This is a genomic window from Arthrobacter sp. SPG23, assembly GCF_000876655.1.
Classification (GTDB): domain Bacteria; phylum Actinomycetota; class Actinomycetes; order Actinomycetales; family Micrococcaceae; genus Arthrobacter.
Genome location: NZ_JYCN01000028.1, coordinates 95,814 through 109,684 on the forward strand (window position 1 = coordinate 95,814; position 13,871 = coordinate 109,684).

Annotated in this window: 11 protein-coding genes; 4 read left to right on the top strand and 7 right to left on the bottom strand. The window is 66.9% G+C overall.

The genetic code is table 11. The features are described 5' to 3' along the window. The first annotated feature begins 29 nt into the window (after positions 1–29). The 3 genes from TV39_RS19645 to TV39_RS19655 all read left to right on the top strand — a co-directional run bounded on the left by TV39_RS19645 (position 30) and on the right by TV39_RS19655 (position 2,932). The gene (locus TV39_RS19645) at positions 30–1,076 is read left to right on the top strand and encodes an ABC transporter permease (protein ID WP_043484964.1); all 1,047 of its coding nucleotides are present in this window, start codon (positions 30–32) and stop codon (positions 1,074–1,076) included. Further along, positions 1,073–1,867 carry an ATP-binding cassette domain-containing protein gene (locus tag TV39_RS19650; RefSeq protein ID WP_043484967.1) on the top strand — a complete coding sequence of 265 codons (795 nt, stop codon included), beginning with the start codon at positions 1,073–1,075 and terminating at the stop codon, positions 1,865–1,867. Before TV39_RS19645 ends, TV39_RS19650 begins: the two co-directional genes overlap by 4 nt. A gap of 75 nt (positions 1,868–1,942) precedes the next feature. Continuing rightward, the gene (locus TV39_RS19655) at positions 1,943–2,932 is read left to right on the top strand and encodes a carbohydrate kinase family protein (protein ID WP_043484969.1); all 990 of its coding nucleotides are present in this window, start codon (positions 1,943–1,945) and stop codon (positions 2,930–2,932) included. Here TV39_RS19655 and TV39_RS19660 read toward each other — a convergent pair. Both TV39_RS19660 and TV39_RS19665 read right to left on the bottom strand, forming a co-directional pair. Next, positions 2,905–4,893: a glycoside hydrolase family 32 protein gene (locus TV39_RS19660; RefSeq protein ID WP_043484970.1), complete on the bottom strand. Its 1,989-nt coding sequence runs from the start codon at positions 4,891–4,893 to the stop codon at positions 2,905–2,907. The genes TV39_RS19655 and TV39_RS19660 overlap by 28 nt on opposite strands. 166 nt (positions 4,894–5,059) lie before the next feature. Continuing rightward, the gene (locus TV39_RS19665) at positions 5,060–5,968 is read right to left on the bottom strand and encodes a DMP19 family protein (RefSeq protein WP_043484972.1); all 909 of its coding nucleotides are present in this window, start codon (positions 5,966–5,968) and stop codon (positions 5,060–5,062) included. Between the two features lie 177 nt (positions 5,969–6,145). On the opposite strand from TV39_RS19665, the gene TV39_RS19670 reads away from it, so the two are divergent. Continuing rightward, complete coding sequence (locus tag TV39_RS19670; RefSeq protein WP_043484973.1) at positions 6,146–9,652, top strand: DEAD/DEAH box helicase; 3,507 nt, start codon at positions 6,146–6,148, stop codon at positions 9,650–9,652. A 41-nt stretch (positions 9,653–9,693) separates the two neighbouring features. Here the strand turns inward: TV39_RS19670 and TV39_RS19675 are convergent, their stop codons facing one another. From TV39_RS19675 to urtB, 5 genes are all read right to left on the bottom strand, one after another. Then, positions 9,694–10,080, bottom strand: coding sequence for a hypothetical protein (locus TV39_RS19675; RefSeq protein ID WP_043484976.1), 387 nt, complete (start codon positions 10,078–10,080; stop codon positions 9,694–9,696). A gap of 246 nt (positions 10,081–10,326) precedes the next feature. After that, positions 10,327–11,019 carry an urea ABC transporter ATP-binding subunit UrtE gene (gene urtE, locus TV39_RS19680; RefSeq protein WP_043484979.1) on the bottom strand — a complete coding sequence of 231 codons (693 nt, stop codon included), beginning with the start codon at positions 11,017–11,019 and terminating at the stop codon, positions 10,327–10,329. Then, complete coding sequence (urtD, locus tag TV39_RS19685) at positions 11,019–11,822, bottom strand: urea ABC transporter ATP-binding protein UrtD (protein WP_082049912.1); 804 nt, start codon at positions 11,820–11,822, stop codon at positions 11,019–11,021. The genes urtE and urtD overlap by 1 nt, the downstream gene beginning before the upstream one ends. After that, positions 11,819–12,961, bottom strand: coding sequence for an urea ABC transporter permease subunit UrtC (urtC, locus tag TV39_RS19690; protein ID WP_043484982.1), 1,143 nt, complete (start codon positions 12,959–12,961; stop codon positions 11,819–11,821). Before urtC ends, urtD begins: the two co-directional genes overlap by 4 nt. Then, complete coding sequence (urtB, locus tag TV39_RS19695; RefSeq protein WP_043484983.1) at positions 12,958–13,842, bottom strand: urea ABC transporter permease subunit UrtB; 885 nt, start codon at positions 13,840–13,842, stop codon at positions 12,958–12,960. The genes urtC and urtB overlap by 4 nt, the downstream gene beginning before the upstream one ends. Positions 13,843–13,871: the final 29 nt, after the last annotated feature.

The following is a 13,871-nucleotide window of genomic DNA, read 5'->3' on the forward strand; positions in this document are numbered from 1 at the left end:
GCACCCATCATCGAAGATCAGGACATATCGTGACCCAGCAACAGACCGCCGGCCCGCCCAGCGCCGGGCATGCCGACCTGGCGGAGGAATTCCTCGACCGACAGACGCCGCTTAGCCGGATACGCAATATCCTCCACCGTTACCCCGCCGTCAGCCCTGCGCTCGTCCTTCTCATCGCGGTGGTCGTCTTCGGCCTGCTCAATGACAGGTTCCTGCGGGTTGAAAACCTCTCCCTGATTACCCAGCAGGTTTCCGTCGTCGGCACCCTGGCCATCGCCCAGACCCTCATTATCCTCACGGCAGGCATCGACCTTTCCGTCGGTGCTGTCATGATCCTCTCCTCGATGGTCGTGGCCCAACTGGCCGTCAACAACGGACTGCCCGCGCCCGTCGCGCTGCTCGCGGGCCTGGTCATCGGACTCGCCGCCGGAGCCTTGAACGGGTTCCTGGTCACCAGGTTCCGGCTCCCGCCGTTCATCGTCACCCTGGGCACACTGAACATCTTCATCGCGCTGACCCTTCTCTACTCCAACGGGGCCACCGTGCGCGGTTCGGCGATGCCGGACCTGCTGACTTGGACCGGAACCACCTTCCCGGTGGGCCCGGTGCGGATCTCCACCGGCGTCGTCGTGATGCTGCTGCTCTACATCGCCATCGCGTTCATCCTCGGCAAAACCGCCTGGGGCCGGCACGTCTACGCCGTGGGCGACGACAAGGAAGCCGCCCGGCTGGCGGGTATCCCCGTAAACAAAGTCCTCATGAGCGTCTACCTCGCCGCCGGCGCCGTCCTGGCCATCGGCGCCTGGATCCAGATCGGCCGGACCAACGCCGCCAGCCCCAACGCCGGCGTGGACCTGAACCTCGACTCCATCACCGCCGTCGTCATCGGCGGAACCAGCCTCTTCGGCGGCCGCGGCTCCGTCTGGGGAACCCTCTTGGGCGCCTTGATCGTCGGCGTGTTCCGCAACGGCCTGTCGCTGGCCGGCCTGGATGTGCTCTACCAGACCCTCGCCGTGGGCGTCCTCATCATCCTCGCTGTGTCCATCGACCAGTGGATCCGAAAGGTGAAATCATGACCGCCACCCAATTCCAGCCTGCCAACACCGGGCTCCGCCAGCCCATCCTGCAGGCCAGGAACCTCGTCAAGACCTTCGGCCGCGTAGTAGGCCTGGACGGTGTCAGCCTCGACCTGTACCCCGGCGAAGTCCTGGCCATCATCGGTGACAACGGCGCCGGCAAGTCCACGCTCATCAAATGCCTCACCGGCGCCGAGATTCCGGACTCGGGCGAACTCATGGTTTCCGGCAAGCAGGTGCACTTCAAACGCCCGCAGGACGCCCGCGTCCACGGCATTGAAACCGTATACCAGAACCTGGCAGTCTCGCCTGCCTTGGACGTGGCCTCCAACCTCTTCCTGGGCCGGGAGGAACGCCTGCCCGGCCCGCTCGGCAAGATCTTCCGCGTCCTCGACACCAAAGGCATGCGCCGCAAGGCCAAGGAAGAGCTGACCCGGCTGGGCATTTCGACATTGCAGGACGTGACAGTGCCGGTGGAAAACCTTTCCGGTGGCCAGCGCCAGGCCGTCGCCGTAGCCCGGGCTGCGGCGTTCGGCTCCAAGGTGGTGGTCCTGGACGAGCCGACGGCGGCGCTCGGCGTGCGCGAATCCAACCAGGTTCTGCAACTGGTCCGGGACCTGCGGGACCGCGGGCTCCCCGTGATCCTGATCAGCCACAACATGCCGCACGTGTTCGACGTCGCGGACCGCATCCACATCCAGCGGCTAGGCAAGTGCGCGGCCACCATCACACCTCAGTCACACAGCATGACCGACGCGGTGGCCATCATGACCGGCGCGGCCACGGCCTAAACACCCCCGCAGTATCCCCAACTCCGTCCGCGGACCGGATCACCGGTCCGCGGACGGCTTCACGAAAGAGACCAAATGTTCAACTCCGGTTCGTACCCCTCCACTGCCGACAGTTTCGACGTCATCGTCGTCGGCGAGGCGCTGATCGATGTCGTCAGCCGCCCCGACGGCAACGTGGAGCACCCCGGCGGCTCGCCGGCCAATGTCGCCTACGGGCTCGGTCGGCTGGGAGTCAGCGCCGGGCTGCTGACGGCAATCGGCGACGACGCCCGCGGGGCGGCGATCGAAGCCCATCTGTCCAGCGCGGGAGTGGTGCTCCTGCCGGGGGCCCGTTCCCTCGAACGCACTGCCTCGGCAACGGCCACGATTGCCGCGGACGGTTCGGCCAGCTACGTCTTCGACATTGACTGGCGGCTGAAGCCACTGGCGCCGGCCTATTTCCCGAAGGTCCTTCACACCGGCTCGATCGCCACCTTCCTGGCACCCGGCGCCGCCGCCGTCCGGACCCTGCTGGAGCAGGCACACCGGGACTGCATGGTCACCTACGACCCCAACATCAGGCCGGCGCTGCTCGGCAGCCACAGTGAAGCGAAGTCCCTCTTCGAGGAACTCGTCCCCCTGACCGACGTCGTCAAGCTCAGCGACGAAGACGCCCACTGGCTGTACCCGGGGCAGGACCTGGAGCAGACGGCGGAGAGGATCCTGGCCCTGGGCGCCGGGCTGGCTGTCATCACGGCCGGAGCCGAGGGGTCACTGCTCCGCGCGGCCGAAGGCAGCCTTCATATTCCGTCCGTGACCACGTCCGTGGCGGACACCATCGGCGCCGGCGACTCCTACATGGCCGCACTGATCCTGGGGCTGCTGACCCGCGGCGCCGCCGGGCTGGCCCCTTCCGTGCTCGAGGCCATCGGTCGGACAGCATCGGCGGCGGCCGCCATCACGGTCAGCCGTCCCGGCGCCAACCCACCCACCCTCGACGAACTTCGGGCGGCCCAGGACGCGGCGGCCCAGGACCGGTCCGATCATCACGGGGCCGATCAGGACGTGGCGGCCATCGGCGTGTAGCTGAAGGACTTGAGCGTCAGCGTCCCGTCCTTGGCCAGCGCCTTCAGCCCCTTGGGTGCCCCGGCGGGGAAAACCAGTGACGATAAGGTCCGTTCGCCGCCGTTGACGAACACTTCCACGGAGCTGTAGTCCACGTAGACGGTCAGCTGGACGCGGCCTTCGCGGGGTGCGGAGGCCGCCCGCCGGAGCACGCCGTAGTCGGGCGCGAGTCCGACGGTTTCCCTGGCCGCGCCGTCCCGGGAGACGAAGGCGGTTTCCGATGCGAAGTCATAGCCCACCGTGGCGAAGACCCCGTTTTCGGCCAGCAGCTCCACCTTGGCCTCGGAGCCGTCGTCGCCCGCCGCGCGTTCGAGCGTCAGGTCGAGTCGGTACGCCCCGCCAGCCGAAGCGGGATGGCCCGTCGCGGGAAGCCCGGCTGCACCGTCCGGCGTCAGTTTGCGGTTCTCCACGGTGGCAGTCTCCCCTTCCAGCGACTTCAACGCAGGGGTGGGCGTGGAGACGAGCGTGGGCTTTCCGGAGACTGTCTTCAGCCGGATATCCCTCACCACGGTGTCGGCGCCGCCGTGCCAGTCTTCGGTAGGCAGTTTGCGTGCGTAGGCCCAGTTGTTCAGCCAGGCAATGGCGTGACGGGACCCCATGCGCTGGGCCTCGGTGAGCCGGGGGTCGTCCCAGGTCACTGCGGCATAGAAGTCGGAGCCGTCATCCAGCCACTGGTGCTTCTGGTCCGACGGCTCGAAGCGGGTCCCGTCCCACGTCCCGGTCCAGTACGCGACGCCGGTGGACTTTCCCTCCTCGGCCCCGTTGGCGCTGGCAGCAAGCACCCAGGTCCTCTTGGCGGGATCGCCGTCGACGTCGAGCTGGAAGAGTTCGGGGCATTCAAGGATCCCCAGGCCCTTGCGTTCAAAGCCTGACAGGTAGCGCCACTCCTTCAGGTTGGCCGAGGCGTACAGGCCGATCTTTTCACCCTCCGCCAGGGCCATCACCCACTGGTTGTTCGCGTCATCACGGATGATCTTCGGGTCGCGCCAGTGCTGCTCCCCCGGGTTGTCCATCACGGGGTTCCCGTCGTAAGGCTTGAACGAATAGCCCTTGTCAGTGGAATAGAACAGCGACTGCCTTTGGACGCCGTCGTCCTGCTGGGTCATGACGGCGATGACGGCGCCTTTGCCGAACCCTGCTGAGTTCTCGTAATCCACCACGGCACTGCCGGTTTCAATGTCGCCCAGGCCGTTCTTGTACTTTTCAATGGCCACGCCCTCGTCTTTCCAGTGGACCAGGTCGGTGCTGGTGAGGTGGTACCACTCAGTGCCGTTCTGTTCCGGGTAGCCGGCGTTGTAGAGATAGTAGTAGTGCCAGAGACCGTCCAGCCAGAACGGTCGCTGGGGATCGTTCATCCAGTTTTCGCGCGGGGTGATGTGGTAGCTGGGCCGGTAGGCGGAGGCTCCCTCCGGCCGGGCGAACGCAGACTCCGCCGGCACGGGCAGTTCCGGCCCGGCACCCAGGTCGGCCAGCATGGCCTCCACCGCGACAGGTGTGACACAGTCCGGGCGGGGAATGTCCGCGGCGCCTGCCCGCACCGCCTTTGCCCGTACACCGGAGTCCTGCCCGCTGGAACGGGTGAAGACGTCCTCCCCTACCCGGACGGCGGCCACCCATCCGTCGGCGCATTCAATGGCACGCAGGTCCGAGACGCCGTCGGTCCGCAACGGACGCGCCAGGTTTTCGAGGCTGCGGTCTCCTCCTGCCAGCCAGAACGAGCCATAGTGGCCGGAGTTTTCCTTGGCCTCGGCCTGGGCGTCAGCGACGTCGGCCAGTGCGTCATCCGCAGGCCCGGCCGCCTCAGGCTTCGACCCCGACCCCACCACCATGGCCACCGCCACCAGCACGAGCGCCAAGGCAGCGGCCACCGCGGCCCACAGGGCCCGTGGCGTGAGTTTGCTGGGGAGAAACCTGAGCGACATGTCCACCGATCATCGTGATGCAGAAACGCCGGCGCCGGTATAAGCCGGCGCCGGCGTTTGTGCTGTTGGTCTGATTTCGCTCAATTTTACAGGTGGCGCACGGCCGCGTTGCCGCCGGGGGTCCTTCAGGTGTCCCCCCGCGACCCGTCCGGAGTTGTGCGGGACCCTAGGCGTCGGCCTCTTCGAACTCCACAGCGGCAACGATCTCCTTGGTTGCGGGGCTGATCATGTAGGCCTCCTCGTCCTCTTCCACCATGATGAAATCACCCCGGTCCGTGGTGAAGTGCCAGGCGAGGACGGTTTCGCCGTTGTGCTCGTAGTTGGGATCGCCCATGGTGATTTTCTGCAGCTCCTGGCCGGCGACGTCGCACAGTTCGCGGATGATCAGTTCGAACTCCGGCGCGTTCTCCAGGGCCTCCTCCGCCGCCTCGGCCTGGCGTTCGGCGAGGTTGGGGATCTGCGCCACGCGCTCGGCGATATGCAGTTCCAACTGCTCATCGTCCAGGAGCAGCAGGCCGTCCTGGCCGCGGAGCCAGTTGGCATTGAGGGCCAGGATGTCCTCGGTCTCCAGCAGCGACTCGAAGGCGTCGTCGAGCTCTTCGAGTTCCCTGACCGCCTCCGGGGTGGCGGTCCCGCCGTCGGCGTCCCCCAGCGCGTCCCCCAGCGCGTCCCCCAGCGCGTCCCCCAGCGCGTCCCCTTCTGCGTCACCGTCTAAGTAAGCGTCGGCGTCGTCCTCGGAGAGCGCGTCGAAGGCCGCGACGGTGCGGTTGAACAGCGCCAGGTGCGCAACGGCACCCATGCCTTCCAGTCCTTCGCGGACGTAGGCGTCGATCTCTTCGCGTTCCGGAACCGTGAAGACGTACTGGCCGAAGCCTCCGGCCAGCGCCTGGGTGAGGTAGAAGTCGACGTAGTAGCTGCGCAGGGCGTTCGGCGCGATTTCCGGGGCGTCGAGGAGCTCCGCGTACATGGCGTTGACCACGGTCACGTTGGAGTCGACAACGTCCTCGTTGGCTGCCTCGGTGCTGTCGATTGCCAGTACGACGGGGTGCTTGCTGGCGGTCTGACCGGTGCTCATGGGAAATCTTCACTGCTGAAAGCGGGTGGTGCTCAGGACCCTTTCACGCTATTCGCCGGACCGGTCCGCAGGTTGAGGCGGAGTTGAACGTTGGGCGAAGTTTCAGGGCCTCTTCCGGCTCGGTAAGATGGATCAGATAACCTGCAGATTTTTGACCCGCTGAAAGTAGCGCGCACCATGCCATCCCAACCGGACGAGAGTGCGGCACTGGCAATACAGACCCCCGCGATCAACGACCGCTCCCTCGCGGCCGGACTCGCCTACGCCATGGGCAGCCGGGTCTCGGGGATCTCTTTTGATGCCGCCACCGGGCTGATGCTCGGCAAGGTCCGCGGCGGCTCGGACGCGCCCTATTCAACCACCGCGAAGCTGGTCCGCAAGGCGGGCGGCTGGAGCTGCACGGTGGGAGTGTGCAGCTGCCCGGTGCGCAAGGACTGCAAGCATGTGGCTGCGCTGCTGTTCGCGGCCGAGGACAGCCCGGCCATCCGCGTCCAGCTCCTGGCCCCGGCCGAGGCCACCCGCCTGTCCCGCGAACCCCTGGCGCAGGATATGCCGGACTGGGAGCAGGCGCTGGGCCCGCTGATTGCCCGGCCGGGAATCACCCCGTCCACCAACGGCATCCCGCTGGCGCTGCAGTTCGACATTGAAGAGCCGGCCCCGCACTTTTCCTACACCGGCCGGCGTGATCCGCTCCGCAGCGTCCGCCAGCTCAAGGCGCGCCCGGTGATCATGGGCGCCAAAGGCAAGTGGATCCGGGGCGACGTCTCCTGGAACACCCTGAGCTACCTGAATTACCGGCGTGAATGCAACGAGGCCCATGTGGAGTGGATGCAGGAATTCCTCGCGTCCCACACCGCGCTCGCCAACCGGCAGCACAATTCCACCGCGCCCTGGCTGGGGCTGAACACCTACGCCGGGAAGAACCTGTGGAGCCTGCTGGCCCAGGCCCGGAAGATCGGCGTCGCGCTGGTCCACGCCGGCAGCCAGGAGCCCGTCCGGTTCGTGGAGGAGCCGGCCTCGGTGGGGCTTAACCTGACCCGTTTCGGCACGTCCGGCAGGGAGGCAGGCTCTGGTGCCGGCGCCGTTCCCGCCGTCGCACCTCCCGCCGTCGCACCTGCCGCCGTCGCAACCGTGAAAACGTCCGACGACGGCGGGCTGACGCTTGCTCCCACCATCACCGTTGAAGGGGAAGTGGTTGATCCGGCGTCCGTGGGGACGATCGGCCGGCCGGCGCACGGGATCTTCCTGACGTCCGGAGCGGACGCGCTTCCCGGCACGGGCAACGGATCGATCATCACGCTGGCTCCCCTGGAGGGCGGCCTCAGCGAGGAACTCCTGACGTTCGTCACGGCCGGCAGCACCCTGCACATTCCGGCGCGGGACGAGACCCGCTTCCTCACCGGCTTCTACCCCAAGCTCAAGCAGGCAGCCCGCGTCACGGCGTCGGACGAGTCCGTGGAGCTGCCCACGCTGGCCGTGCCTACCTTGTCGCTGCTGGCCAACTACGGCGCCGACCACAAAGTCCGGCTGCACTGGGAATGGCACTACACGTCAGGGAACCTGGTCACGGCGCAGCCGCTGTGGAGGCACCCGGGCGACCACGGCTACCGTGACGACCCCACGGAGGCCCGCATCCTCGAGGCCGTGGGGCAGCCCTGGGAGGTTGTCCCCAAGCTGGGTGAATCCGCCACCGGCGGCTGGGGCACTCCGCGGCTGGCCGCCTCGGCCGAACTGAGCGGCCTGGACACCCTTGCCTTTACCGAGGAAGTGCTCCCCAGGCTCCGCAACACCCCGGACGTGGTGGTGGACACCTCAGGTGAGATCGCCGACTACCGGGAGGCCGAAGAAGCCCCCGTGGTGGCCATCTCCACCAAGGCCACGGACCAGCGAGACTGGTTCGATCTCGGGATCCAGATCTCCCTCGAAGGCCAGCCCGTTTCCTTCGCTGCCGTGTTCTCCGCCCTTGCCGCCGGCCAGACGAAGATGCTCCTGCCCAGCGGCGCCTACTTCTCGCTGGACCTTCCGGAACTTCATCAGCTGCGGGCCTTGATCGAGGAGGCCCGTTCCCTCCAGGACAACAAGGACGCGCCGCTGCAGATCAGCCGGTTCCAGGCCGGGCTCTGGGACGAACTGGCACACCTCGGCGTTGTGGACGAGCAGGCCGCCGCCTGGCGCGAGGCCGTGGGCGGGCTGCTGGAAGGCGGCATCAAGGGGCTGCCCCTGCCGGCGACCCTGAACGCCGAGCTTCGCCCGTACCAGCTGGAAGGCTTCAACTGGCTCAGCTTCCTTTACAAGCACGGGCTGGGCGGGGTGCTGGCGGACGACATGGGCCTGGGCAAAACCGTCCAGGCCCTCGCACTGGTCTGTGCTGCTAAGGAAGCCGCCGCGCCTGAGGGGACTGCGCCTGAGGGGACGGCGCCTGAGGGGACAGCGGCCGACGGCGCCGCACCCTTTCTCGTGGTGGCCCCCACCAGCGTGGTGGGCAACTGGGAAGCCGAAACCGCGCGGTTCGCTCCCGGACTGACCGTCCGCGCCATCGGCGAAACGTTCGCGAAGAACGGGGTGGACCCGGCCGAGGCCATGGCCGGCGCGGACATCGTGATTACCTCCTACGCCCTGTTCCGGATCGACTACGAAGCGTATGCCTCGCGGGAGTGGGCCGCCCTGGTGCTGGACGAGGCGCAGTTCGTCAAGAACCACCAGTCCAAGGCCTACCAGTGCGCGCGCAAGCTGCCGGCTGCATTCAAGCTGGCCATCACCGGCACGCCGCTGGAAAACAACCTGATGGAATTCTGGGCGCTGACCTCGATTGTGGCGCCCGGCCTGTTCGCGAGTCCCAAGAGGTTCGCCGAGTACTATCAGAAGCCGGTGGAAAAGAACGGCGACAAGGGGCAGCTGGACAAGCTCCGCCGTCGTGTCCGTCCGCTCATGATGCGCCGCACCAAGGAGCAGGTCATCCACGACCTGCCGCCCAAGCAGGAACAGATCCTTGAGGTGGTGCTGAACCCGCGGCACCAGAAGGTGTACCAGACGCACCTGCAGCGGGAGCGCCAGAAGATCCTGGGCCTCATTGAAGACGTCAACAAGAACCGCTTCACCATTTTCCAGTCGCTCACCCTGCTCCGCCAGCTCAGCCTGGACGCATCGCTGGTGGACCCGTCCCTGTCCGGGGTCCGGTCCAGCAAGCTGGACGTGCTTTTCGAGCAGCTGGAGGACCTGGTGGCCGAGGGGCACCGGGCCCTGATTTTCAGCCAGTTCACCGGTTTCCTGGGCAAGGTCCGTGAACGGCTGATCGAGGAGAAGATCGAATTCTGCTATCTCGACGGCGGGACCCGCAACCGTTCGGACGTAGTGAACGAGTTCAAGAACGGTTCGGCCCCCGTTTTCCTGATCAGCCTGAAGGCCGGCGGCTTCGGCCTGAACCTGACCGAGGCGGACTATGTCTTCCTGCTGGATCCCTGGTGGAACCCGGCTTCCGAGGCGCAGGCGGTGGACCGTACCCACCGGATCGGCCAGGCCCGCAACGTCATGGTCTACCGGCTGGTTGCCAAGGACACCATCGAGGAAAAAGTCATGGCGTTGAAGGCCAAGAAGTCGCAGCTGTTCGCGGATGTCATGGAGGGCGATGCGCTTTCAGGCGGTTCCCTGACGGCCGAGGACCTGGCCGGCCTCTTCAACGACTGACGGGCAGCCCCCGGTTCGGAACTGGCGCCGTGGGCTGCCTGTCAGCCCATGGCCGGGGCCAGGGAACGTCCCGAGGACAGCTGTTTCCGGGCCCAGCGGGCGAGCTTCTTGCCCTTGCCCTTCCACCAGTTGTCCTCGTCCTTGTCGTGGTGCAGGCGGAAGATGATCATCACGATGACGAAGACTCCCATGGCAACGTCCATCCACGACCAGAACACGGCGTCAACCAGGACGCTGATGCCCATGACGAGGACCGACGGCAGGGCCAGCGTCCGGAAGACGGTGCTGGCCACATAGCGCCGGTGGGACCTGGGCACGGACAGTGCACGGACCATGTCAAAGCAGAGACAAGCCACCACCATGGCCTGCCCCAGGGACAGGATGACCAGACCGGCCATCGATCCGGCGAAGAGGGCAACGGATTCCATCCCCGCGCTCATCGGACGCCGCCCTGCATGGCAGGGCGCGGACAAGACACCATGGGAACGCACAAAACACACATGAGTAAAACCCCCAGAGACCAGAGACCAAGCTGTGAGACCAAGCTGTGGTCCATTCAAGCCGCTGGGTCCGCGGTCCGTCACGAGTAGTGTGTACTCTATTCTGCCGGCCGGGCCCTCCGGGTCCGCGCGCGGGTACTCAGTCCGGCGTCCCGCTCCCCTGCGGCGGCCCGCTCAGATCAGCATCGCTTCACGGACCTGCCCGGCGGATTCCGCTCCACCGGTGCCACGGGAGCTCACCCGGCCGGCGGCCAGCACGTAGTAGCTGTCCGCGGCGTTCAGCGCAAAGCCGATGTGCTGTTCCACCAGCAGGACCCGCATCCCGCTGCGCTGGGACAGCTTGATGATGGTTTCCTGGATTTCGGCCACGACATTGGGCTGGATCCCTTCGGTGGGCTCGTCCAGGATGAGCAGCGTGGGTTCGGTGATCAGCGCCCGGGCGATGGCCAGTTGTTGCCGCTGGCCGCCGGACAGGAGGCCGGCCCGGCGGGCCAGCAGCGGGTTCAGCGCCGGAAACATGTCCAGCGCCTCGGCCACCCGTTCCTTGGCGTTCCGGCGTCCGTCAGCCACGAGCTGGAGATTCTCCAGCGCGGTCAGCTGTCCGAACGACTGCTGACCCTGCGGGACGTAGGCCATGCCGCGTGCCACCCGCTGGTGCGGCCGGAGGGCGGAGATGTCCTCGCCGTCCAGGGTGATGGTGCCGCGGGTGGGCTTGAGGAGCCCGACGACGGCACGCAGCAGCGTGGTCTTCCCGGCTCCGTTGTGCCCCAGGATCGAAACCAGTGACCCGTCAGGGACGGTGATATCCACTCCGGAAATGACCTGGGTGCGCCCGTAACCGGTCTGCAGGTCCGTGATCTCCAGCATCAGTGCCCTTCCATTCCGGCGGTCCCGAGGTAGACTTCCTGGACTTTTGTGTCCGCCTGGACCTGTGCCACGCTGCCTTCGCTCAGGACCTTCCCCGCTGCGAGGACTGTCACGGAGGTGGCGAACTCCCGGACGAAGTCCATATCGTGTTCGATCACCAGCGTGATGCGGCTTGCGGCGATCCTGCGGAGCAGCTGCCCGGTTTCGTCACGCTCGTCCTGGCTCATTCCGGCGATGGGTTCGTCCAGGAGCAGCACATCCGAGTCCTGGACCAGCAGCATGCCGATTTCCAGCCATTGCTTCTGCCCGTGCGCCAGGGTTCCCGCCTGCTTGTCCGCGTCCTTGTCCAGCCCGATGATCTCCAGGGCTTCCTGCACGGCACGGTCCACGCACTTCCGCCTCCTCAGCAGCTGGCGGGCCTTCCGGCCCGGGCCGGCGGCGATGTCCAGGTTCTGCAGGACTGAGAGGTTTTCAAAGACACTGGCCGTCTGGAACGTCCGGCCCACCCCCAGCCGCGCGATCTTGTGGACTTTCCGGCCCAGGATCTCGGTGCCGGTGTGGTTCACGGACCCGGTGGCCGGAACCAGCCCGGTGATCGCATCAATGATGGTGGTCTTGCCGGCCCCGTTGGGTCCGATCAGGAACCGCAGGTCGCCCTGGGTGACGCCGAGGTTGACCTTGTCCACGGCGACGAAGCCGTCGAAGGCCACCGTAAGGTCGCGGACCTCGAGGTACTTGGGCCGGCCGTGGCGGAGGCCGCCGGCCTGTGGTTCGCCGCCGGGCAGGAGCGTGGGGGTGGTCATCGGCTTGCCCCTTCCGGGATTGTGGTTGGTGCCGTTGCGGAGTCCGGGGTCGCCGCGGGGGCAGGCGCCGTGCTGCGCTGGCCTGTCCGGCGCTGTTTCAGCTGGGATATGAGCCGCGGCAGCGAGGCGAGGCCGCCGGGCATGAACCCGATGACCAGCACGAAGAGCAGGCCTTGGAAATAGACCCAGAACGACGGGAAGGTGGACGCCAGGCTGGTCTGCGCAATGGCTACGCTGAGGGCTCCCAGGACCGGGCCCAGGAGGGTGGCCCGGCCGCCGATTGCCACGCCGATCAGGAAGGCGATGGACGGGATGACGCCCACATCGGCCGGCGAGACGATCCCCACGATGGGTACGAACAGGGCACCGGCGATCCCCGCCATGACTGCTGCGATCACGTAGGTCACGGTCTTGATGGTGGCGGGGTCGTACCCCAGGAACCGGACCCGCTCTTCCTGGTCCCGGACCGCGACCAGGAGTTCGCCGAACCGGCTGCGCATCAGCTGCCGCGCCGCGGCAAGGGCCAGCAGCAGGACCACGGCAGCGATCGAATACAGCATGAGCTTGTTGGAGGGGTCCTTCAGGTCGAACCCGAAGAAGGACCGGAAGCCGCTGAGGCCGTTGGAGCCGCCGGTGGTTGCCTGCTGGCCGATCAGGAACACGGCGAAAGCGGCTGCCAGCGCCTGGCTGAGGATCGCGAAATAGGCGCCCTTGACCCGCCGTTTGAAGACGGCGAGCCCCAGGACAAGCGCCACCAGCCCCGGAACAAGGACGACGGCGATGAGGGTCACCACCGGGCTCCGGAACGGCTCCCACCACCCGGGGACCTCGCCGCTGCCATACAGCGACATGAAGTCCGGCACGCCGGACCCGCCGAAGAGGGCGGCGTCCGCCAGCTTGAGGTGCATGGCCATGATGTAGGCGCCGAGCCCGAAGAACACCCCCTGGCCCAGGGTCAGCATGCCGCCGCGACCCCACGCCAGTCCGATCCCCACTGCCACGATCGCGAAGCAGATGAACTTTCCCAGCAGGGCGAGGTTGAAGACCGAAAGCGCGGCGGGTGCTGCCACAAGCAACAGCACAGCACCCGCGGCGAAGCCGGCCAGGACACTCCACCGGGATTGCAGGAAGGTGCTCATGCCAGGCTCCTTGTCTTGAGGCTGAAGATTCCCTGCGGCCGCAGCTGCAGGAAGACCACGATCAGCACCAGGATCAGGACCTTGCCGATGCTGGCCGTCGTCGAGAACTCAAAGACGGACTGCAGCACGCCCAGGGCGAAGGCGGCGATGACGGCCCCCTTGATCTGGCCGACTCCGCCGGCCACCACCACCAGGAAGGCGTCCACGATGTAGTTGGTGCCGAGGTATGGGCTGGTGGAACCGATCAGCGTGACGGCCACGCCCGCCACTCCGGCGAGGCCCGATCCGATAAAGAACGTCAGCTGGTCCGTGCGCCGGGTGGAGATGCCGCTGGTTTCGGCCAGGTCCCGGTTGAGGACCACCGCCCTGATGCGGCGCCCCAGCGGCGTCGCCTTCAGGATGAGGGCCAGTCCGGCCAGGCAGACCAGGGACAGCAGCAGGATGAAGAGCCGGGTGAGCGGGATGGGGGCCCCCAGCAGTTCGATGTTTCCCTGCAGCCAGGCCGGTGCCCGGACATCCACGCTCGGCGCGCCGAAGATGTCCCGGGCGGCCTGCTGCAGGATGAGGGCCACCCCGAAGGTGACCAGCAGGGTATCCAGCGGCCGGTGGTACATCCGGCGCAGGAGGACAGCCTCAAGCACCAGCCCCAGCAGGCCTCCCACGAGGAAGCCCACCGGAATGGAAACCAGCAGTGAGGCGCCGGCGTCGGAGATGGTCCGCTGCACCACGAAGGCCGTGTACGCACCGGCCATCATGAACTCACCGTGGGCCATATTGATGACCCCCATCTGGCCGAAGGTCAGCGACAGCCCCAGCGCGGCCAGCAGCAGCACCGAGCCGAGACTGAGTCCGGCAAACATCTGTCCAATCAGCAGTTCCATTCCAGCGGGCCTTTCCTCCGGGTTTCTTC

Excerpts from the sequence above, each read along its gene's own strand:
- TV39_RS19670 (WP_043484973.1), top strand. The coding sequence starts at position 6,146 with ATGCCATCCCAACCGGACGAGAGTGCGGCACTGGCAATACAGACCCCC.
- urtE (WP_043484979.1), bottom strand. The coding sequence starts at position 11,019 with ATGCTGGAGATCACGGACCTGCAGACCGGTTACGGGCGCACCCAGGTC.
- urtC (WP_043484982.1), bottom strand. The coding sequence starts at position 12,961 with ATGAGCACCTTCCTGCAATCCCGGTGGAGTGTCCTGGCCGGCTTCGCC.
- TV39_RS19655 (WP_043484969.1), top strand. The coding sequence starts at position 1,943 with ATGTTCAACTCCGGTTCGTACCCCTCCACTGCCGACAGTTTCGACGTC.
- TV39_RS19660 (WP_043484970.1), bottom strand. The coding sequence starts at position 4,893 with ATGTCGCTCAGGTTTCTCCCCAGCAAACTCACGCCACGGGCCCTGTGG.
- TV39_RS19675 (WP_043484976.1), bottom strand. The coding sequence starts at position 10,080 with ATGGAATCCGTTGCCCTCTTCGCCGGATCGATGGCCGGTCTGGTCATC.
- urtB (WP_043484983.1), bottom strand. The coding sequence starts at position 13,842 with ATGGAACTGCTGATTGGACAGATGTTTGCCGGACTCAGTCTCGGCTCG.
- TV39_RS19665 (WP_043484972.1), bottom strand. The coding sequence starts at position 5,968 with ATGAGCACCGGTCAGACCGCCAGCAAGCACCCCGTCGTACTGGCAATC.
- TV39_RS19650 (WP_043484967.1), top strand. The coding sequence starts at position 1,073 with ATGACCGCCACCCAATTCCAGCCTGCCAACACCGGGCTCCGCCAGCCC.
- urtD (WP_082049912.1), bottom strand. The coding sequence starts at position 11,822 with ATGACCACCCCCACGCTCCTGCCCGGCGGCGAACCACAGGCCGGCGGC.